This window comes from Aliiglaciecola sp. LCG003 (assembly GCF_030316135.1).
In the GTDB taxonomy this organism is placed as follows: Bacteria; Pseudomonadota; Gammaproteobacteria; order Enterobacterales; family Alteromonadaceae; genus Aliiglaciecola.
The window spans coordinates 534,520-554,882 of record NZ_CP128185.1 but is presented as its reverse complement, the minus strand read 5'-3'; the positions used below and the strand labels follow the sequence as shown (position 1 = coordinate 554,882).

General features: G+C 42.1%; 15 protein-coding genes and 1 tRNA gene. 5 read left to right on the top strand and 11 right to left on the bottom strand.

Annotated elements, in window-relative coordinates:
- Position 1: 1 nt before the first annotated feature.
- The 3 genes from QR722_RS02305 to QR722_RS02295 form a co-directional block, all read right to left on the bottom strand.
- A complete protein-coding gene (locus QR722_RS02305) occupies positions 2-1,420 on the bottom strand; it encodes a sodium-dependent transporter (RefSeq protein WP_286285141.1) in 1,419 nt (472 codons plus the stop codon).
- A 114-nt stretch (positions 1,421-1,534) separates the two neighbouring features.
- Positions 1,535-2,269 carry an SDR family NAD(P)-dependent oxidoreductase gene (locus QR722_RS02300; RefSeq protein ID WP_286285140.1) on the bottom strand — a complete coding sequence of 245 codons (735 nt, stop codon included), beginning with the start codon at positions 2,267-2,269 and terminating at the stop codon, positions 1,535-1,537.
- A complete protein-coding gene (locus QR722_RS02295; protein WP_353506898.1) occupies positions 2,262-2,717 on the bottom strand; it encodes a thiol-disulfide oxidoreductase DCC family protein in 456 nt (151 codons plus the stop codon). The genes QR722_RS02300 and QR722_RS02295 overlap by 8 nt, the downstream gene beginning before the upstream one ends.
- A gap of 120 nt (positions 2,718-2,837) precedes the next feature.
- On the opposite strand from QR722_RS02295, the gene msrA reads away from it, so the two are divergent.
- Positions 2,838-3,374, top strand: a complete 537-nt coding sequence (gene msrA, locus QR722_RS02290) for a peptide-methionine (S)-S-oxide reductase MsrA (protein ID WP_286285138.1) — start codon at positions 2,838-2,840, stop codon at positions 3,372-3,374.
- 49 nt (positions 3,375-3,423) lie between these two features.
- Here the strand turns inward: msrA and QR722_RS02285 are convergent, their stop codons facing one another.
- On the bottom strand, positions 3,424-4,536 hold the full coding sequence (locus QR722_RS02285) for an esterase-like activity of phytase family protein (RefSeq protein WP_286285137.1): 1,113 nt from the start codon (positions 4,534-4,536) through the stop codon (positions 3,424-3,426).
- A gap of 252 nt (positions 4,537-4,788) precedes the next feature.
- Here QR722_RS02285 and QR722_RS02280 point away from each other — a divergent pair, with 252 nt between their 5' ends.
- On the top strand, positions 4,789-6,600 hold the full coding sequence (locus tag QR722_RS02280; protein WP_286285136.1) for a metallophosphoesterase family protein: 1,812 nt from the start codon (positions 4,789-4,791) through the stop codon (positions 6,598-6,600).
- On the opposite strand, the gene QR722_RS02275 is transcribed toward QR722_RS02280, so the two are convergent.
- Positions 6,584-7,672 carry an NAD(P)/FAD-dependent oxidoreductase gene (locus tag QR722_RS02275; protein ID WP_286285135.1) on the bottom strand — a complete coding sequence of 363 codons (1,089 nt, stop codon included), beginning with the start codon at positions 7,670-7,672 and terminating at the stop codon, positions 6,584-6,586. The two genes, QR722_RS02280 and QR722_RS02275, sit on opposite strands and share 17 nt — an antisense overlap.
- An 11-nt stretch (positions 7,673-7,683) precedes the next feature.
- On the bottom strand, positions 7,684-10,629 hold the full coding sequence (locus QR722_RS02270; protein WP_286285134.1) for a LodA/GoxA family CTQ-dependent oxidase: 2,946 nt from the start codon (positions 10,627-10,629) through the stop codon (positions 7,684-7,686).
- Positions 10,630-11,032: 403 nt separating this feature from the next.
- Between QR722_RS02270 and QR722_RS02265 the strand changes: the two genes are divergently transcribed.
- Positions 11,033-11,653 carry a hypothetical protein gene (locus QR722_RS02265; RefSeq protein ID WP_286285133.1) on the top strand — a complete coding sequence of 207 codons (621 nt, stop codon included), beginning with the start codon at positions 11,033-11,035 and terminating at the stop codon, positions 11,651-11,653.
- Positions 11,654-12,274: 621 nt separating this feature from the next.
- On the opposite strand, the gene QR722_RS19370 is transcribed toward QR722_RS02265, so the two are convergent.
- A complete protein-coding gene (locus tag QR722_RS19370) occupies positions 12,275-12,448 on the bottom strand; it encodes a hypothetical protein (RefSeq protein WP_353506914.1) in 174 nt (57 codons plus the stop codon).
- Between the two features lie 318 nt (positions 12,449-12,766).
- Here QR722_RS19370 and QR722_RS02255 point away from each other — a divergent pair, with 318 nt between their 5' ends.
- Complete coding sequence (locus QR722_RS02255; protein ID WP_286285132.1) at positions 12,767-13,387, top strand: PEP-CTERM sorting domain-containing protein; 621 nt, start codon at positions 12,767-12,769, stop codon at positions 13,385-13,387.
- A 688-nt stretch (positions 13,388-14,075) separates the two neighbouring features.
- Here the strand turns inward: QR722_RS02255 and QR722_RS02250 are convergent.
- Positions 14,076-18,080, bottom strand: coding sequence for a hybrid sensor histidine kinase/response regulator transcription factor (locus tag QR722_RS02250; RefSeq protein WP_286285131.1), 4,005 nt, complete (start codon positions 18,078-18,080; stop codon positions 14,076-14,078).
- A gap of 73 nt (positions 18,081-18,153) precedes the next feature.
- On the opposite strand from QR722_RS02250, the gene QR722_RS02245 reads away from it, so the two are divergent.
- A complete protein-coding gene (locus tag QR722_RS02245) occupies positions 18,154-18,342 on the top strand; it encodes a hypothetical protein (RefSeq protein ID WP_286285130.1) in 189 nt (62 codons plus the stop codon).
- A 97-nt stretch (positions 18,343-18,439) separates the two neighbouring features.
- Here the strand turns inward: QR722_RS02245 and QR722_RS02240 are convergent.
- The 3 genes from QR722_RS02240 to purE all read right to left on the bottom strand — a co-directional run bounded on the left by QR722_RS02240 (position 18,440) and on the right by purE (position 20,328).
- A tRNA-Thr gene (locus QR722_RS02240) sits at positions 18,440-18,515 on the bottom strand.
- A gap of 179 nt (positions 18,516-18,694) precedes the next feature.
- Positions 18,695-19,840, bottom strand: a complete 1,146-nt coding sequence (locus tag QR722_RS02235; protein ID WP_286285129.1) for a 5-(carboxyamino)imidazole ribonucleotide synthase — start codon at positions 19,838-19,840, stop codon at positions 18,695-18,697.
- Positions 19,837-20,328 (bottom strand): 5-(carboxyamino)imidazole ribonucleotide mutase, encoded by a 492-nt coding sequence (gene purE / locus QR722_RS02230; RefSeq protein WP_286285128.1) that lies wholly within the window; start codon positions 20,326-20,328, stop codon positions 19,837-19,839. Before purE ends, QR722_RS02235 begins: the two co-directional genes overlap by 4 nt.
- Between the last annotated feature and the right edge of the window lie 35 nt (positions 20,329-20,363).

Sequence of the window (20,363 nt, the reverse complement as noted above, 5' to 3'; positions counted from 1 at the left end):
ATTAGCCAATCAGTGCTTGACCAAAGTATTTAAGCGCAATGGTATTAACTAAAACTAAAAATAAGATGACCGGTATGAAGGTTCCAACTGAGAAATCTACATACTTTTCAAATAAACTGTTTTCATAGTTTGGCGAACCTTTGTCCAGTTCTGCGTTGAAATTCTCTTTCTTCCAACGGTAAATAACGAATAGACAAATTAATAAACCATTGAGCGGCAAAATAGTGTCGTAGAACACATCGACTATCACATCAAACAACGATTTATTTTGGCCTGCATAGCTGACAAAGGTGGTCACCTGATCCCAAATACCAAATGACATAGAAGCGATTGCAGAAGTCACCACTAACAATAATCCCATTAGACTTAAGGCCTTTTTACGGGACGCTTTTCTCGATTCCATAAAGGCCGCAACTGGCACTTCAAAAATGGATACTAGGGAGGTTATTGCCGCGAAAAATACCAGTAGGAAAAACAGGCTAGCAACAAAACTTGCTCCCACGTAACCAACAGACGCTTGCAGCGCTAGGAATATTTTTGGTAGGAAAGTGAAAATCATCCCAACTGAAGAGTCACTTAGATCTGCGGTATTCGTATTGGGATTAAATGAGAAGACCGCCGGTAATATCAGTAGACCAGCAATGAACGCTACCGCTGTGTCTGCTAGCGCCACGAACTTGGCTGAACCGGGCACATCGCTTTTACTGTCCAAATAAGAGCCATAGGTGATCATTATCCCCATACCCAAGGATAGCGAAAAGAATGCTTGGGATAGCGCGGCACTGACAACCGACGCGTCAATTTTACTAAAATCAGGCACAATATAATATTCAACACCGGCAAACGCATTGTCCAGCGTAAGCACAAAAATAACCAAGCCGATCAACATCACAAACAATGCCGGCATCATAAATTTAGCGGCTTTTTCGATCCCCTGTTTCACCCCACCTTGAAGAATTAGATACACCACAGCCAGCACCCCGACCATATAGATGAATAACTCATAGGATTGAATAAAATTACCGAAGGTGGCGGGATCAGCCAACTTATCTAAATTACCGGTGGCGGATTGGAACAAATAGCCAAAAATCCACACGGTTATCACTAGGTAAAATACCGCGATCATGAAGGGTGTTATGATTGACAGCCATCCCGCCACACGCCAGTGGGGCTCATTATTAGTTAAGGTTGCATAGGCATTCAGAGGATCTTTGCGACTTCTGCGCCCAACTGACATTTCTGCCAACATCACCGGTAAACAGATCAACACCACAAACACGGCATACATAATCAAAAATGCTCCGCCGCCGTTTTTGGTTGCCGCTACCGGAAACCCTACCATGTTGCCAATACCTACAGCGGAACCTGCTGCGGCTAAAATAAACCCGAGACGAGAACCAAACTGTTCGCGAGCTGCCATGTTGTTTTCCTTTTTTTCTTATTTTAGGAGTCGTTTAACGTTCGATGGTAGCAGGCTAATTTGAAAATGTCTTTGCCTCGAGAACTAAAGCTCGACGAAAAGTGGAACTATTGGTTACCACTTTATTGTTTCATTTTGCCAATCGATATAATGGGGTGCATTTTCAATTTCGAGATTGGCTAAATGGGTAAGCAATTGACTCACGGTAAATTCAACATCAAATAGCTTGCCAGACGGCACATTGGCTTGAAATGGCTCAGAGAGGGCTGTATTTACGGTGCCGGGATGGTAGCTGACCAGTTCAACATTTTTCGCCCTACGAGTATATTCAATCTGGCTAGTTTTAATCAGCATATTGAGGGCTGCCTTGCTCGCTCGGTAGCCGTACCAACCGCCTAAGTTATTTTCACTAATACTGCCAACCCGAGCAGAAAATAACACCACCTGACTTTTGTTGTGACCTTTGACCAATGGCAGTATATGTTTCAACCAAAGCATGGGAATAATAGTATTGATGTGAAAATAGCTGGCCAGTTGTTGGGCAGAAATATCTTCGAGGCGTTTTTCAGGCGCAAGATTGACACCATTTTGCTGGCCGTGAAGCGCGCCAATACAGCTTGTGACCAATGAAAACTGCCCCTGCTGCCTGAGCGAGTCGATGCACCTTTCAATAGCGTTCTCATCTTGGTCTGCCAGTTGATAATAGTTTACCCCTGCAACCTTATCGGTGACTACACAACGAGATACGCCAAAGACAGTTTGATACTGCTCACTTACGAGCAACTGCTTTAACAGCTCTTTACCAATGCCGCCGGAGCAACCGATCACTAGTGCGTTACCTTTACTCATCTGCAGGTGCAACCTTAATCTTGCTTTGAGTGGACGGAATATCTCTGGATTGCACACCGGCGCAAGTCAAAGGAGTACAGTATAGAGCGCGCTTTTTACCGGTAATTAAATAAGATATACGGTGACGGTGTTTTGCAAAAAAATTGTAGCCTCGATCTGCAAACCAACGGACCAATGGCCACCGTAGCGGTGCAAAAATCCAACCTCGTCCAACACGCTTCCATACTTCGAAGTTGGCATCTAGGCCAGTAACAAACTGCCCATTTTCTAGCTGAGCGTGAATTCTGTTGCTCAAAACAACCTTATCTAAACTTGGGTAATCATGGGCAAATTGTTCTGCTTGTATGTCGACAAAGTGAATCTTTAGCTGATGATCCAAGTTTGCAAGCTTGCGTATCTCCAACATACAAAGCGGGCAGAGACCATCATAAAATAATTTGAACTGCACCGGCATATACTCCGTTCTAATAATTTATAAGCTTATACGTAAAACAAATGATGATGGATGACTTGATCTAAATACTTTTCGAACCCATCTTTGATAGATAATTGGTTAACGAGGCATAAAATGGCAAATATTCAGCAAGCAACATTAGCAGGCGGTTGTTTCTGGTGTATCGAATCGGCGTTTAATTCTGTGGCAGGTATAGAGTCGGCCTACGCGGGCTATTCGAATGGACAAACAGATAACCCTAGCTATGAGCAAGTTTGTAGCGGCAATACCGGACATGCAGAGGTTGTGAGGGTCAATTTTGATGCAGATACGTTAAGCTATCGAGACGTGTTGGAAATCTTTTTTGCACTGCACAACCCTACTCAGTTAAATAGACAAGGTAACGATGTGGGCACTCAGTATCGTAGTGCGATCTATTTTCACAACCATGAGCAAAAAGCCCAAGCAGAGCAAATTATAGCCGAAATTGAGCAACAGCAAATTTGGCCTGACCCAGTGGTGACAGAAATTACAGCGGTGGACAATTATTTTCAAGCTGAAGATTACCATCAGGATTATTTTACCAATAATCCGCAAAATCAATATTGCAATATGGTGGTTGCGCCCAAGCTGGCAAAATTCAAAAAGAACTTCGCCAGTCGCTTAAAGTAACATTAGATTTTGCAGTAAATATAGATAGCGGCCAATGGATGTGGCCAGGCTATTCAAACCAAGCAGGATCGGCTGATAATGAAAATAACAATGGGGCCATCTTGCTATATTTAGCCCTGTTGGCTTCACATTGAACATTGTCCATGTAGTGCAGTTTCCACGGGTCGTTAATTGTCCAGATAGTGTTACCAGACACTGCTAAGCCTTCTAACGAAGCGTTGTCCATCACTTCCCATTTTTGACAATTAGGCTCATCATTGCCCGTTGGCGCAAGAAACTGTAAGGGTAGTACTTTGGTAGGTATTTTCTTTTCTAGGTCAATCACCCATAACTGGCTATCATTGCGCGCTCCTGCGATCAAAAACCCTTTGTGCCCCTCTACAGCGAAATAGTCCATGCCATTTATCGGATGATTACCCGATGAAATAGAAGGAAATTCTAATTGGGGATCACTTACCTGAGCAAACTCTTCAGTTTGCCAAAATTGCTCATCAATCTTGATGGAAAATATACGAGCATTGGACTTTTTATCTTTTTCTAATGCAAGGTACAAAGTACCGTCTGGCGCAAATGACAAGCCTTCAATACCATCATTGGGAAAATTCCCCACCGCGAACGATTCAGCAAATTGAATTGGCCGTACATCGGTCATTAATACAGTATTGTCTGCTTGCAGCTCTAGCCTTATCAACACTGTCGGATAATCAGTGGAACCGCTGTTTTTGTAACGCAGGTGGCAGGCTTGTGACATGCCAGAACTGCGGGTGGCGTCTTCCGTTACCAGAACAAATACACGGTCATCGCGGGGGTCAACTGCGATGGCTTCTAAATCAGGTGCATCGGCTAGATAATCTGCAAAACAACTTTTTTCAACTTTGTCAGACATTATCATCTTTAATGGCTGAGCTTGTAAGCTAGCCGATTCAGGATCAATTATATGCAGCTTCTTTCGTTGAGAAACATGGGCGCTGCCATCAGAAACACTGACAAGTTTTCCGCGCCACGCTTTGAGACCAGAAGTTTGAGGATCAAGCATAACTTCGCCATTAGCCTCAACCAGCCATTTGCCTTGTAAATGGAGTTCAGTATTTTTGGGAGGCGTCTCTGCACAGCCCATTAATCCTAAAATAACTAGCAAAAAAGCAATGGGAAATTTGTTCATGGAGGTTCCTAGCGCTCAACAGACCGAATTTATAAAGGTATCGCTCATTAATATCAAGTGTAAGCTAGCAAAAAAGCGATTAAATTTGATCCTAGAAGTATATTTGGTGCAGACTTATGAAATCCCATTTATCTTTACCGTAGTGTCGTTTTGCGAGAAAATTTGCACAAGTCAACTTCACCTTCAGTTTTACCAACTTTTCTGGCTGGTCCCATGGTGAGGAAAGTAACCTCTAAAAGTCTAACATTTTGGATGATGACTAGTTCTGACTGCCCGATACGCTTTAGTTTACAGAACACCCAGCGCCAGAGCATATTGGATACCTGGCTCTTTGATGAGCAAATCCATAGAGTACGAGTTGGAGTTCATGCCTATGTGTGTGTCATCACCCTAGTACCAGAGCAACCACTTAGCGATGGTCAGCGTTACTATTATGATTTTTCAGTCACCAACCCACAACATGAGATCCAAGGGTTAGCCGAGCTAATACCCGATATTTTATACCCAGATCAGCACCTTCCTAGCTTTGTTTTTAATCAACAGCTTAGCCGAGTGTTGCACGGCTCTTGTCGCAAACCTCATCATGCTAGCGATGATGGATTGCTGGCGGTTGACAGTCAATTGCAGCAAGCCTTGAATCAGACAGATGAACAGGTTGACATGCTGATAATGAGTGGCGATCAGGTTTATGTTGATGATGTGGCAGGCCCGACGCTAGTGGCTATTCATCAAGTTGTTGAAATCTTAGGCTTATACGATGAAGACATACTTATAGAAGATATTACCGATGGTAAGCAATTACTTACTAATGAGCAGTGCTATTATCAACGCCCATTGCTATTACCCGATGATGTTGCCCACCAGACGGTAATATCGTATTTTTTCGCGGGTAAGAAAAAACCAATTTTCACCTCGGTAAATGCGAATAATCACCTTGTCACTTTTGCTGAAGTAATGGCGATGTACACGTTGATATGGTCACCTGAGATGTGGCGGCGGCTAAATATGATGGATGAACGTATACCCACACAATTTAAAGATATTTTTCATACTGAATTGCCACTGGTAAAAGATTTTGCAGAGGGTATGAGCAGGGTTCGTCGGGCGTTAGCGCACGTACCTGTGTACATGATTTTTGATGATCACGATGTGACTGACGACTGGAATTTAACCCGGGGCTGGGAAGACGCCGTCTACAATAATCCCTTTGCTCGGCGGATCGTTGGTAACGCTCTGATTGGCTATTGGTTGTGCCAAGGTTGGGCCAATGACACTGCTAAAATGACTCCGTTGGCCCAGCAGTTATGCGATAAATTTTCCACTCAAGGTATCCTTGAGCATGATCGGGTTATTGATATTCTGCTAGATTGGGATCAATGGCATTTTGCCTTAGACACCCAACCTAAAGTGGTTGTGTTGGATACCCGCACCCAACGCTGGCGCTCTGAGTCAAGTTTAGTCAAACCTTCGGGTTTGATGGATTGGGAAGCATTATGTGAATTGCAGCAGGAACTGATTGGTCAAGACGCGGTGATCATGGTGTCTGCCGCGCCGATATTCGGAGTAAAATTGATTGAGACGGTCCAGCGGATCTTCACCTTTTTTGGTAAGTCACTGATGGTAGACGCGGAAAATTGGATGGCCCACAAGGGTACTGCAAGTGTTATTCTGAATATTTTCCGCCACTTTCGCACCCCACCCAACTTTGTGATCTTGTCTGGCGATGTCCACTATTCATTTGTCTACGACATTACTTTAAAATTCCGTCGCAACAGCCCACAGATCACGCAAATTACCTGCAGCGGAATTAAAAACGAGTTTCCCAAAAAGTTACTCACTTGGTTTGACCGACTCAATCGCATTTTGTTTCATCCAAAGTCACCACTGAACTGGCTCACCCAAAGACGCAATATGAAGATTAAACATCGAAAACCCAATAATGACAAAGTGCGCACCTTGCACAATGGTTCTGGAATAGGATTATTAGAGCTGCATGATGGTTGTAAGCAAGTAGACGCATCGGTAATTAGTGCAAAGGGTGAGGAAACTAAGTTTGCTCGCTAGCCTGTATTTTGATCCTTCTTTGCCAAAATTCCCGTTGTTTCCAGCGGGTTTCCGCCCGATAGAACAGGTTTTTGTGTTGTAAGTATGAGTGCCAAATATTATCTAGTTGTTTTTGATAGTGATCGTCAAACATGCCTTTGAGTATCAATATTTCAGCCAACTGCATCGCGCTGGCCATCCCATTGTACATCCCCTGTGATGACAAGGGATCAAAGCTGACCGCCGAGTCTCCAAGTGCTGCCCAATTGCTACCCGCCCCCCTTACCAACCTTGAGGAATTAGCCGTAGTCACGCCATGATATTCGATTGAATCAGCGGCTTTGTCGGCGAGTAAACCGGCAATTTCTGGACAGAAATTGGCGTGCTCCATCAGCGGCGCGAGATCGTGTCGAGTGGCAGGGGGCAGTAAATCAGAGTCGGTCTGAAAGGCAATCACTCGTTTGTTACCGGGGATGGGAGCACTATACCACCAGCCCTTTTCACTCGCGGCAATCACCCCCATACGATATTCAGTTTGATCGGGTACAGTGAGCCAACAGGAAACCAACTTGTCATGTTGTTGGCGCACGATGCCGCGATGGCGCACAAAGGGCGATTGCCGGCCTCCGGCATCAATCACAAATTTGGCCCTAATTGGCGCGGCGACATCAGTGATAAGTTGCCACCCCTGCAAACAAGATTCACTGCCAATAAGCTTGGTCTGCCACATGCAGTTTACACCGCGCGCCAGTGCGGTTTTTCGAAGTAAAACTTCAAATTCAGGGCGGTTTAAATACCAGCCAAACCCGTCAGGGTTGGTTATGTTGTCTGTTATTTGCTTGTAATCACTACCCCAATATGACTCCATCCCCTGACTGACTAAATGGGTCTGTTGGGTGAATGCTTCCTCAATATTCAGTTGTTTAAGAATACGCAGGGCCACGCCGGGTAAGCATTCACCAATACGCGCTGGGGGTTGCGCGTCTTTATCAATGAGCAAGACATTAAAATGTGGCGCTAAAGCAATCGCGGCTATGCAGCCCGCGACCCCAGCGCCAACAATCGCAATGTCTGCAGTAACCTGGATTGGCATACTAAACCCTATTATTTTTTGTTGAATCGATTGACCTTTTCTGTGTGGCGTAAATCAACTTTACTGCGCTGACCCTCACTATGCATAGGGCGTCCATTATCTGTGCTTTTTAACCCTTGATAAGCCCCGTGTTTAACACTCGGCGCGGTGATGCCAATTTGCATCTTTGGCGGAAAATCAATATCCGAGTTGGTCTCCTTAGATTGCTGCACGATCGCTAAACTATCGAAATGTTTGATCATCCCATTGATTTGCTTGGTATAAGTCACTGGCTCTTCAATAGGCAAGTCATTCAACCAAGCTTCACGATAGGCAAATGATTGTTTACGCTCCTGCGCCGATAAGTTGTTATCTAGTACCTTGTTATACATAGCCTCACTCAATATGTTATTCGGTACACGAGCAGGCCAGAATGTGGGCACATAAGGATCATATTTTGATTCATAGCCATCTCGACAACTTGCGGTATCGCAATGCCAAGGAATTGCCATCCAGCGTGTAATACCACCAGCGACTTGCCCTCCCATAAGAGGCCCTTCCGGTAAGCTAATCACATCGCTGCTCATCACAGGGCCATAATAATGCCCGTTGGTCGGCTGCGTTTTTTTAGCGTGCTGCAGGCGGTAAGGTGTCATGTACATGCCTGGGTTTCGCATCGGCCAAGTCATTTCACAACCTGGATGAAACGCATCGGCTAAGCAAAACTCCATTGCAGCCTGAGTTAACATATCCGGTTGCTGTTCTATCGGTAGCTCCTCTACATGAGAAGCTGGGGTTTGCTGTTGAGCATAATCGGCAATAAAGTCCCCATCAGCCCACTGTTCTAAAAAGGCCAACTGCAAATCAGATAAGGTCGCATTTTGCCGTACTGAGCCTGACGCAGGTACACTCATGGCATCGCCATACACCCATGGCCAAAGCTGCGGGGATTGGGCACCGCTAAAATGATAACGGCGAAAACTATTGGAGATGACGTGACGCATCTCAAAATTTGCCGAAGAGGGATCGGCTAACTTTGCAATCCATTCAGCCGTTGTGTAGTCAAACGGCCCCCCCCAACCAAAGGCCGCAGCAAAACCGGCATTTACCCATTGCAGATCCGTCATACGCTGAAAAATGGGTAAAATGTCTTGGCTAAACGACGGTCGTGGTGGACGATTCAGCATACCGCTGTTGATAGCGACATCACGCATCAAATCCCACATGGTACGCACTGACTTTTGCATAGGGGCGAAATCCGGTGGCGCGCAGATAACCCAGGCGGGTAATACCCTAATGCTTATCCCCTCATATTCCACCTCAGCAGTCACAGGGCCATCGGATGTATCGTCATACCAGCCTTCATTATTGGCAAAAGTAATAGCCAAATCACCATTAATATTTTCGGCTTTGCCGTGACCGCCGAGCATAATTAAGCGGCCTAGTTCATCTGTAAACATTTCGCCTAAATACACCGACTCCCCCAGAAATTTACCGTTAAATTTCTCGCTACCCTGCTGTTTACCCGAAATAGATTTTTTGCCGCCATCAATCAGTAATCGACTGCGATCTGCAACATTGCTGTTGCGCAACATCGACGACGGCGCATCGGCGGCTTCTGGTATGTCTAAGGCTAACTGAAACTCATACCAGGAAGACTTCTGGTTGGCTAAGTGGCTATGCCATTTTATCTTGGCATTATCAGCGGTTAATTCTTTAACCGCCTTACCTGCAGCGTTAAAACCATATACGCGAAAGCGCGCAGCTTGACGTTTAATGGCGCCGGTCTTATCCCGATAAGCCTGCATACCGTGCTGTGCTTTTGGCTGGTTAACCTCAGGGCCGATAAAATATTCGTGCTTGCTATTACCTACTCGCATTACTCCAATTGGCGGATAGATACCTGCATAAACAATGCAATCGCTATCGTCCTCTTCATCATCTTTAAAAGCAGGGTTTATCTGCTCAGGCTCTTGCATTGACTGACCATTTGCTTGATGCCTAGCATCTGCGCTAGCTTGGTACACTACCTTGCGGGCTTGGGCAATACTGCCTAAAGGCTCATGCTCAGCAAGTGTCCGGTAAATATTAAATGACAAGTTTTGCCCAAACTCACTCTGACCAATCGCGCATATGTCTTGTTGTGGAAAAATCAAATCGGCGATGCACATAAAAGGGCTGGCTTGGGTACTCCAAACCTTTTGTGCATTATCGATGGGCATGTCGTCACCAGTGCGCAGTTGAATTTCAAAACGAAATTTTGCTTCGCCGTTGCGCAAACGGCTGGCTAAATCTAGCGCCAGATAGTTATCGTCATCAAAGGCAGCGCCTCCAAGGGAGTCCTCTGGTACTAAACGATACTTAACAATGTGCTTATCACCCAGCTTAAATGGCAATATCGCCCAATAACTTGCGGTCAGACAACTGGCTTCGATTTTTTCCATATCAGTCAGGATCTGTGCCACTTCAGGGTGCTCTTCTAGGTACTGAGCATAGTTGTGATCGACTACGCCAGCGGTAGTAAACTCACAGAACTGTTTGGCATCTTTGGCAAAAAATCGGTCAATATTCTGAAAAATAAAGTCGGCGTTATTGCCCTCTCCAAATAGCTTCTTGCCCTTCACACCAAAAAGCTTTAAACCCACCCCCATTGTTGAGCTTAAGTCAGGGCTAGTAGGGCCGGTATCACTGGAAAAGCGCACTGCGCATTCATATTTATCACCGGCAAAAATACCTAATTTGCACTCAGCTTTTATGTCATCTCTGATGTTGAAATGCCCATAAACAATACCATGCTGTTTTCTGAATACCGCTCGTCGGGCAGGTTTGCTGCCACTGGCAATATCGCGTTTTTGCCCCAAATCAACGAACATCTGTTTCAATCGTTCTGTAGGGTCTGCCTGCCCCTCCCAGCATTTGACAGTATTGGCTGATGGCTCTTTATCCACTGATGAGTGTTTATTCGAATTGTGTTTCATAACTCTTCCCTAAAGTTTTGTAATTTAAAAATAAATTGAAGATAACCAAGGAAAGAAAGGGGCTAAATAGACACAGGCAACCTTGCTACAGCATCTTTTGTACAAAAAATAGCCTAATACAGATTGATTGATTGGGCAAATAAATAACCTAATTAAGCACATTGAGTTTGCTTGACCTTTTAGCCAAGTCACTCGACAAAACGGTATATACAAGAGATTTGTGTCGGATTTTTTTACACATATAAAAGCTGAACAGTTGTACTTTTTATAACCAAATGAAATATAAGGGTAATATTTTTTGGCCTGATATGTGCTTGTTTGCCACTGCGATATTACAAGACTTACATTCTTTGGGTTAATTGAATCTATTCTAAGTTGTAAAAAATAAAACTTCGGGAAAACCATGATTAAGAGAATACTATTTTTTGCTTTAATTTTGTCCGCACCACTTGGGTCAAACGCAGCTGTGATTGATTTTGAGGGCGTTGTCCCTGACAATTCATCAATGATACAGGTTTCACCCTATTCAGAAGACGGTTTTATTTTAAACAGTTCAAGAGTACCCGAACCGGTAGACGGGATTTTTGGAGCCAATGCGGTAAATAGCAACGGCAGTGCAGTTTTTGGCTGGTGCCTTAGATGTGGCATCGGTAATATGATTTCCGTTGCAATGAGTAACGCTAAGAACTTCAACCTGTTGTCTTTTGATTTTTCAAATTTAGATTTAACCCCTGCAATGGGTATTATTGAAGTGACGGGCTACCTATCTAGCGGCGGCAGTGTCACTGCCTCTGTCGACACTTCAAATGCATGGGTAACCGAATCATTGAATTGGACTGGCTTAACCAAGGTAGACTTCTTTGGGCGTGTAGGGGCAGATAGCATGAACTTTAATCCAGCCCTTGATAATTTAGTAGTACAAGCTCAAGAGCCTGCTCAAGTACCTACTCCAGCGCCTTTAGCTTTGCTTGGCTTAGGTCTAGTTGCGCTAGCGCTGACCCGTCGCAGAAATATAGTTTCATAGATATAGTATTAGGGCCGTGTTAATTAGTTCTGTTCAGCAACAGAATTTAATTTTCACAGGCCCTTCTGATTACAACAACCTGACTAAAAGCTTAGCGTTGCTTCAACTGCTCAACAAAGGCTTTTGGAGATAATCCCGACTCGTCTTTAAAACAATTGCTAAAGTACGAAGGGGTAGAGAATCCTACATCGTATGCCACGTTAGAAATTTGCCCCCCTGCAATTAACTTTTCTTCGAAAATTAAAGAAATTAAAGGGTCAGAGTAACTTGAAACTCGTTTGCTAAAACTATTGAGTAGACGGGCACAAACCGAGTGTATAGATGTAATGCAACAAACCTCCGAGACAGCCCTTTTTGAGGAAATAGAATCGGCGCTAATACTCGGATAATTTACTAAAATCTCCAAAAAACAGCTGCAACTTAGGGACATTCGAGCCATTTGAACTGAATATCCCTCAAAAACTAACTAAACACTGATTCCATGAATGTAAACTCAGTTTTGCGCAATGCCTGACGTTAATTTAAAAACAATATGCAGATCGTTTGCTTCAAAGCACTATCAGTCTGTTTCCACGACTAGATAGTAAATGCGATGCCTGTTCAACGTAAGTTTCCGATCGTCTAGTGTTTGCCCGCTGCTCTAAATAACTCAGTCAAATCATATAAATCATTCATCGAACGATCCCCATAGACATTTTGCATCGCACAAGCTATCTCAAGAAATATCCAAGTACAGGCGCTGTGACATATATCCAACGTTTTTGGAGTGTATTGAATTTGAACATTCACTTCCATATGTTATTTCTCGTATGCTTGATCACCAAAAGCGTGGAAAATAAAATTCACACGCGTCAAACAGCCAAGCCATAATGTGAACTTTATTACAAGTAACACCATGGTTATATTCGCCTGACTATCTATAAGCTGTTCGACTCGTTCGGACTTTGTACACACCCGAACAGCTTAAATCGTACAAAAAACGTCCATAAATTTTACACTATTTTATGATGAAATAAAAAAAACAATATAAAACAGATGCTTGAATATTGGCATGAAGTTTGAATTATCAGTTTTTTAAACTCTTAATTTCACTCATATAAGGAATGATGCAGCATGAAAAAGATTTTCTCATATTTACTATTTGTGATTTACACAAGTGCGTCACACGCGGCTCCAATTTTTAGCTTTGATGAGCCAGGTAACTCTTTTACAAATGGAAGTTGGGACTTCGCCCTTAACTTTGAAGTTTTGAACCAAGTAACGGTAACGGGGCTAGGCTACTATGCAGATCCCAATACTAATGCTGTCGATGATAATGCTGTTGCGCTTTATGATTCGAACCAGAATTTGCTTGCAAGCGTTGTTGTTACTAATACTTTCGATGTTTTTAACTTTTTCAGATATGTAACAATAACTGAACTCGTGCTTGATCCAGGTATCTATCAAGTTGTGGGAGTAAGTAACGGCGATAATTATACTTGGGACAACGTGAACCACGTTTTCGATTCAAATATTGCATATATTTCTAACTCTTGGGCTTCAGACAGCGACGGTATTGCTAACTATGTTGGAGGGACTCAAACAGATTCAGAATTTGGATTTTCTGGCCCAAACGTCTTCATAGGCGATTCCAGAGAATTTACTGATCCTAATGCGGTGCCTGAACCTTCTGTCCTCGCCATTCTAGGTTTAGGTTTTGCTGGTCTAGCTATTCGACGCAGAAAACAAAAATAACGAGCTCTACTTTTGGTGCGTAATACTCAGTTACGCACCAATATTTCAATTATTTTCTCATAATGTTTTTCAAAACTTCTTAAATCCTTTATTTATCTATCTTATTGGATTGAAACTGACCATTTTTCTTATAGATAATTTTCAGTTTGAATTACTTAATGAGCGCTTGTAGCCTTCGGTGTTCCGTTGAACCTCAGTAATATCATCAAGACCTAACAGGTAAACCCTGATAAGGGCCTTTACTCAATGTCTGAGTAAATATTGTTCCTGCCACTTGTGGTATATACTCCCGTCGCTAATGCATATTCACCTTTTACCCTGACGCCCAATATCTTTGGCGCTTCTGGGCGTTCGACATTTCCAATGCCGTAAAGTGAACATCGATATTGCTGTGGTGGCGTCTTAGCATTTTTTTAGGTTGACAAAATAGATGCATATCTCCGTCCAATGTGTCCACCAATAGCCTCTGGTGGAATTAGGCTGACAGCAATTTCAGCGCTGCGTCTAATTCCCTCATAAGCGTATATTTTCCAATGTATTTGCGGAATTTTGAAATCCAATGGAATATCGTGCAGCACATTTACTATTTTTCACTGACTAGAGTAGAGAAATTTGGGGTAAATTAATTCCGCTCATCAACAGAGTTAAATAAGCTACCTTCGTTGAATACTGCAGCCTAGCGGATGATTTAGTGCTGTTGGATCTGCTCAACAAAAGCCTTAGGTGACAAGCCAAATTCGTCTTTGAAGCAATGACTAAAATATGAAGGAGAAGAAAATCCAACATCGTAGGCCACATTTGAAATTTGGCCTCCTTCGATTAATCTTTGCTTAGCCATGTTTAAACGGTACTTCCTAAGTAAATCAACAAACCCGAAATTGGTTAAAGCATTTAGTTTGCGGCTTAATTGCCTATCGCTTACCGCTAAGAGGTCCGCAGCCTGACATTTGTCGAAAGTTCTGTCTAAATAATTGGTTTCAATCAAATGGACAAATTTTTCAAAAAAGAGCCTATCTCGCTCAGAGTAAAAATCAGTATCACTGATCTCGAAAAGGTTTTTCTCGTTTTCAAATTGACTTGGTTCTGCAAAATGATTTTTCACCTTTTCCCTGATAACTAATAACCGTCGAATTCGAGCTAAAAGTTCTGCTTTATTGAAAGGCTTGAAAATATAGTCATCCACATTATGCGTCCAACCATCCATTTGGCTGTTTAGATCGGCTTTCGCTGTCAATAAAACTATAGGGATATGGCAAGTTAAGTCGTTTTCCCTAATAGCATCAGATAACTCGAAACCATCAATTTTTGGCATCATTACATCCGAGAGAATCAAATCAGGTATTGCTTCAATTGCTTTTTGAATGCCATGTTCACCATTATTAGCAATCATACAGTGGTATTTTTCAGATAGTAAATCACACAAATATGAACTCATTTCCATGTCATCTTCTACAATCAGAACCGTCTCCAGCTGATCGGTATTGGCCTCTTCTAGCTCTTTTTCAAATTCAAATGTCGGGCTGTCCTCCAAAACGTGAGGCGACACTTTAACTTCTTTTAAATCTATTTTACTTTCTGTATTGATGTCAGAAATAGGTAGGTGAACAGTGAAAGTAGCGCCTAATCCTGGCGAGCTTTCAACGGAAATAGTACCGCCATTCGCATGTATTAGTTCCTTCACAACTGCCAGGCCCAAGCCCGTTCCGACTATATTCTGTGCATTGCTTAATCTCGTGAAGCGATCAAAAATAGAAGTGAGATCTTCTTGCTTTATGCCCAGTCCTTGATCGGAAACTTGTATCACAACATAGTCATTTTCGTTGTATGCATATACCTCTATATTCTTATATTTTGGAGTGTATTTATAAGCATTGACTAGCAGATTTGACAGTATTTGCTCTAGTGAATCATTAATTAGGCGGGCATTACCTTCACTTCGATTGTCAAAAATCAAAGTCTGATCTTTAAGACGGGTAGTGGAACGAAATGCTTCAACAATAATTGATATAGACTTGTGTAAATCATAAAGTATTTTTTCATTAGCTCTGCAAGAGTCTATTTGGGAAAGTACAAGGATCTGGTCGATGATGTTTGAAATTCGATGGGCATTCCTGCCAACTATTTCAATATACTTTTTTTGCTCGTTGTTATTGCACAAATCGTTTATTTGCTCTAGCGGCCCAGAAATCAGTGTTAATGGAGTTCTGAGTTCATGGGATGCATTTGCATATAATGCTTCCTTATCCCTTAACATTTTTCCGAGTTTGTTTTGGCTTCTTGCTAGCTCAATTGTTCGACCTAAAACTAAATCTTCTAGTTTCTCTGTAAATTTAACTGATTGTATGGTTCTGTATTTGAAAAATAATAGGAGGCTTAAGCAACAGAAAATAATGTAAAACATATAGGCTGGCCAAGTTTGCCATATTGGGGGTAAGATGGATAGTCGAATTGAACTGATAGGTTGCTCTACGAAACTTTTTGGGTCTTTTACACGAACTTCAAAAGTATAGGTTCCGCTAGGTAAAGTGGAATAAGTGGCTGTGTATTCGGAAGGGGAGCCATCAATCCAAGTTTCATCCAGCCCCTTGAGCCTATATTCAAATCCTAAAATTTTTCGATCTATAAAGTTGTTCGCAGCAAATTTTATCCTAAATAAGTATTCGTCATTAGATATTTCAATTGCCTCATTTTGACTAATTGCTTCATTCAAAGCCTGGCGTTTAGAAATAGTCCCATGCCCTTCTCTATTGAGCACTTCAAAATCGACAAAAACGGCTTCTGTCACCTTATTCACGCGCTCGTTTAGATAAATATTTGCTGTTTTCGTATTTATTAAATAATTTTCGGTGTCCCCAGCAACCAAAATTTGATCGTTTGGTAAATTAAGAGATGCTGTTATCTCAAAATCTACATCATTAATTCCTTCTTCTTTACCAATCCGAATTGAAGTTTTATTTTTGTGATCGTATCGGATCAGGCCTTGATTTGTCATGACCCAAAAATACCCATCGGTGTCTTGCAAAAGTTCTCTGATATGCCGTGAGCCTCCCGTATGTTTAGAATCAATATATTGAACACTTTTAGATTCTAAATCGTAGTAACCAAGGCCTCCTCCGTCAGTACAGATCCAAATCAATCCATCTCGATCTTCAAGAAGACAATTATTGATGAATGCATTTACAAAAACGTTATGAGATAAATCCATACTTTTTAATTCATCTAGGTCTAATTCTAGTATTCCAAATAGCCTGAGCGCTATGAAGACTCTGCCATCTATGGTTTTAAGCAAGAGATCCACCACAACGTCTTCAGCTAATATATTCAGCTGCCCATCAATTTGATACTGATATAAACCTGGCCTATTACCTCCGGATATTCCTAACAAGTATTTGCTATCTGACAAAGGTAAAATTGAAGATATAAATCCTCCGTTAATATCGACTTGGCTAGATGTTGATTCGTATTTACCAAGCTCGTTTTCATGAAGTATCTGGAGACCAAGTTCATCAGATGTAACTATTAAAGTTTCTTTGCCTATTCTGCTTATTGAATTTACAAAGCCGTTATAGTCAGATACTTTTCTAATGGAATTAGACTTTAATTCAAGCATGAACAACTTATCTTCGATAGCTAGTATTACATCATCCGAATCAGATAATGAATATTGTATAGTTTCAATTGTAGAAGGAAGCATATTTAATTTAGTGAGAGAAGATGAAAATTCGCTATAAGAACTTAAACCGATCAGAGGTGCAGAAAAGATGAACCCACCATTTGACAGAACCTCAACATCATATATTTCACTAGAATTGTATGTGGGTAAATGTATGGCAGGAGTTTGACGTGGTGTAGTCAAACCTTCTTTAAAGTCGACTAACTTAAATCCATATTGATAAATCCAAAGTTTACCATTAGAAGTCTCGAATATTTGAGAAATACTGCTTTTAAAAGAAATATCAAAGAATAGTTCATCAGTATTTGTAAACAAATCATACACTATTAACCCCGCAGTAGTGCCTATTAATATAAGATTGTCATTGTTCAAGAATAAAGTATTGATACCTCTATGTTCATCTTTCAAAGAATTCAATTTGACTTCTGAAATTTTCGAGTTTTGTATTTTGAAGAGTCGTGAATAGCTATCAATAACGAATAATATCTCATTAGCATAATAAATTTTTGTAATATCTTTTGTATCAAATATTTTGAAGTCAAGAACTTGTGTCATCTTATGATTGACCATTGAATACTTATATACACTCCCTCCACAACTGACAAATATGAAATGCAAAGCTCCAGTTACATTTCTGCAATAGTTACCTGCAATTTTTTGTTCAGTCTCTATAACTTGTTTTGTAAATGATGTTCCGTCGTATATAAGAATACCGTTACCAAAAGTTGCAATCCAAAGCCGTCCGAGTTCATCTTCATAGAGATCTTCTATATCTGTATTAATATTTGTTACTTCTGGGCCAAAGTAACTTGCATGAGGACCAATTATTGAAAACAACCCATTTTCGCCCCCGAACCAAAGTGCTTTTTGACCTCTATGTACGGCATAGACTGTCCCAATGGGCTTATCTAAAAATACAGTCTCTGAAGTAGCGCTTTGCCCCGAAAAAGAAAACAAAGATGCAATGATAAATATTCCCAATATAAACGAATGTCTGAATTTTATAAGCTTTTGTCTCATACTTTATTACACTACGAATTTTGTATACTACGATTAATATGTATGAAAAGCATACAACATAATAGGGAAAAAAATGACTCATTCATATAAATTAAATAATTTTAAAGGGATAGAAGTATTAAGTTCACAATATACAAGTTTGGTAAGTGGTGGCTTAAATTCCATCGAATTAACTGGTCCACCAGCATTTGTTGATGACCCAAAATTCAACCAACCTACGAACCCCAAACGAAAAAAGAAAAAAGTAATTCCGAATGTGTAGATAGTTTTTAGACTTCAAAATTTATTTGTATAGAAAAACGAATTCCGATTTTAAGATGTTTTTACAGGAGGATATAATTAGATTAGAAAAGGAAAAATGGTGCCGACTGCCGGAATCGAACTGGCGACCTACTGATTACAAGTCAGTTGCTCTACCAACTGAGCTAAGTCGGCACACTGGGGTGCTGCTTTTGATTGGATAACAAGGTTGGTAGAACTTGTCTCAAAAGCGAGGCGCTATTTTAGTTATTCGCACTGGGTTGTCAATAGCTGATTTCAGCTTTTGTGCTGTTTGCTGCATTAGTGTTCAGTAAAAGGGGGAATTTCCCCTTTTTGGTCTGAACGCATCGCAGTTATGAGTTTATCTGCGCCAATTTATCCGCTTCGCTGAGCAATTTCGGGAAATGCTCCATGGGCAGGAATTTGGCTAAGGTGGTCATCACTTCGGCCAAATCAGCGTAGCTGTCTGCGGTTAAGTTAATATGGCCCATTTTGCGCTTAGCGCGCACGCTTTTGCCGTAAAGGTGCAAGTGACAGTGATCAAGCCCTAACAAATCAAGTGAGTAGTCATCACAGCCGATAATATTGATCATGGCGCTGATGGTATTCGCTTGGGTGTTGCCAAGGGGTAAATCGCTTATGGCGCGAATATGGTTTTCAAATTGACTGGTGTCTGCACCTTGCATACTCCAGTGCCCTGAGTTGTGAACCCGTGGCGCGATTTCGTTAACCAGTAAAGTGTTACCTACTTGGAAAAACTCGACAGCCAATACACCGACGTAATCAAAGTGCTCGGCTAACTTTTTAAAAGCGCTTTTAGCCTGTGCTTGCAACTCATCAGTTATGTGCGGGGCCGGTGCAACCGACACATGCAATTGGCCCTGATGATGCAAATTATCGGCCAGCGGATAATAGCGTATATCGCCCTGCTGGCTGCGCACGCCTATCAATGACAACTCACGGTCAAAGGGTACTAACTGCTCGGCTATTAGCGGTACAGCTTGTAAATCTAGCTCGGCTAGTTGCTGCTTTAGGTCAGCTAACTGGGCTTTGCCGGATAGACGCCATTGACCATAGCCATCATAGCCGTCACGGCTGGCTTTAATGATCAAATGCTCACCGAGCTTTGCCACTGAGTCATCTAATTGCGCAATATCCGTGATAATAGCGTGGGCACTGTTAGCGATATTAAGCGATTGTAAAACTTGTTTCTCGCGCACTCTGTCTGCGCCAGTTAATATCGCTTCCATGCCGGGCATTAACTTGCCACTGGCCTGGGCTTGCGCTAACAAATCTTCTGGTACGTGTTCAAATTCAACCGATAGGGTATCCGCCTGCTCAATCGCTTCACTCAACGTAATGTTTAGCACTTGCTTGCTAATGGGATCCACTACACTGTGATTGGCCACATCTACCGCTTTGACTTGGATACCTAGCGGAACAGCAGCCAAATACATCATCTGTGCCAATTGGCCTGACCCATAGATCAGTACGTTCATTCAGGCAACTCCAACTCATCAAGGGCTAACACAGTGTCAGTTTGAGTCTGACGGAAGGTTTTGATTGCATCAGCCACTTTACTATCGTGCAAGGCAATAACCTGAGCTGCCAATAAGCCAGCATTGGCCGCTCCCGCTTCACCAATTGCTAAGGTTCCCACAGCCACACCTTTAGGCATCTGTACTATAGACAACAAAGAGTCCATGCCATTGAGCTGACTTGAACGTACAGGTACGCCGAACACAGGAAGATGGGTATGAGCGGCAATCATGCCAGGTAAATGTGCTGCTCCGCCTGCCCCACCAATGATCACATGGTAGCCTTGGTCGGCCGCCTCTTTGGCGAAGTCTGTAAGCAAATCTGGTGTTCTATGTGCAGACACCACTTTGGCATCATAATCAACACCAAGGTTTTTGAGCATAATTGCAGCTTGCTGCATGGTGGGCCAATCTGATTTCGACCCCATCACTATCGCCACTTTTGGCATAACGGCTCCTGAAAAATAGCCTATTAAGCAACACG

Coding starts and splice junctions, on each gene's coding strand:
- QR722_RS02305 (WP_286285141.1), bottom strand. CDS start 1,420: ATGGCAGCTCGCGAACAGTTTGGTTCTCGTCTCGGGTTTATTTTAGCC.
- QR722_RS02300 (WP_286285140.1), bottom strand. CDS start 2,269: ATGAGTAAAGGTAACGCACTAGTGATCGGTTGCTCCGGCGGCATTGGT.
- msrA (WP_286285138.1), top strand. CDS start 2,838: ATGGCAAATATTCAGCAAGCAACATTAGCAGGCGGTTGTTTCTGGTGT.
- QR722_RS02285 (WP_286285137.1), bottom strand. CDS start 4,536: ATGAACAAATTTCCCATTGCTTTTTTGCTAGTTATTTTAGGATTAATG.
- QR722_RS02280 (WP_286285136.1), top strand. CDS start 4,789: ATGATGACTAGTTCTGACTGCCCGATACGCTTTAGTTTACAGAACACC.
- QR722_RS02275 (WP_286285135.1), bottom strand. CDS start 7,672: ATGCCAATCCAGGTTACTGCAGACATTGCGATTGTTGGCGCTGGGGTC.
- QR722_RS02270 (WP_286285134.1), bottom strand. CDS start 10,629: ATGAAACACAATTCGAATAAACACTCATCAGTGGATAAAGAGCCATCA.
- QR722_RS02265 (WP_286285133.1), top strand. CDS start 11,033: ATGATTAAGAGAATACTATTTTTTGCTTTAATTTTGTCCGCACCACTT.
- QR722_RS19370 (WP_353506914.1), bottom strand. CDS start 12,448: ATGGAAGTGAATGTTCAAATTCAATACACTCCAAAAACGTTGGATATA.
- QR722_RS02255 (WP_286285132.1), top strand. CDS start 12,767: ATGAAAAAGATTTTCTCATATTTACTATTTGTGATTTACACAAGTGCG.
- QR722_RS02250 (WP_286285131.1), bottom strand. CDS start 18,080: ATGAGACAAAAGCTTATAAAATTCAGACATTCGTTTATATTGGGAATA.
- QR722_RS02245 (WP_286285130.1), top strand. CDS start 18,154: ATGACTCATTCATATAAATTAAATAATTTTAAAGGGATAGAAGTATTA.
- QR722_RS02235 (WP_286285129.1), bottom strand. CDS start 19,840: ATGAACGTACTGATCTATGGGTCAGGCCAATTGGCACAGATGATGTAT.
- purE (WP_286285128.1), bottom strand. CDS start 20,328: ATGCCAAAAGTGGCGATAGTGATGGGGTCGAAATCAGATTGGCCCACC.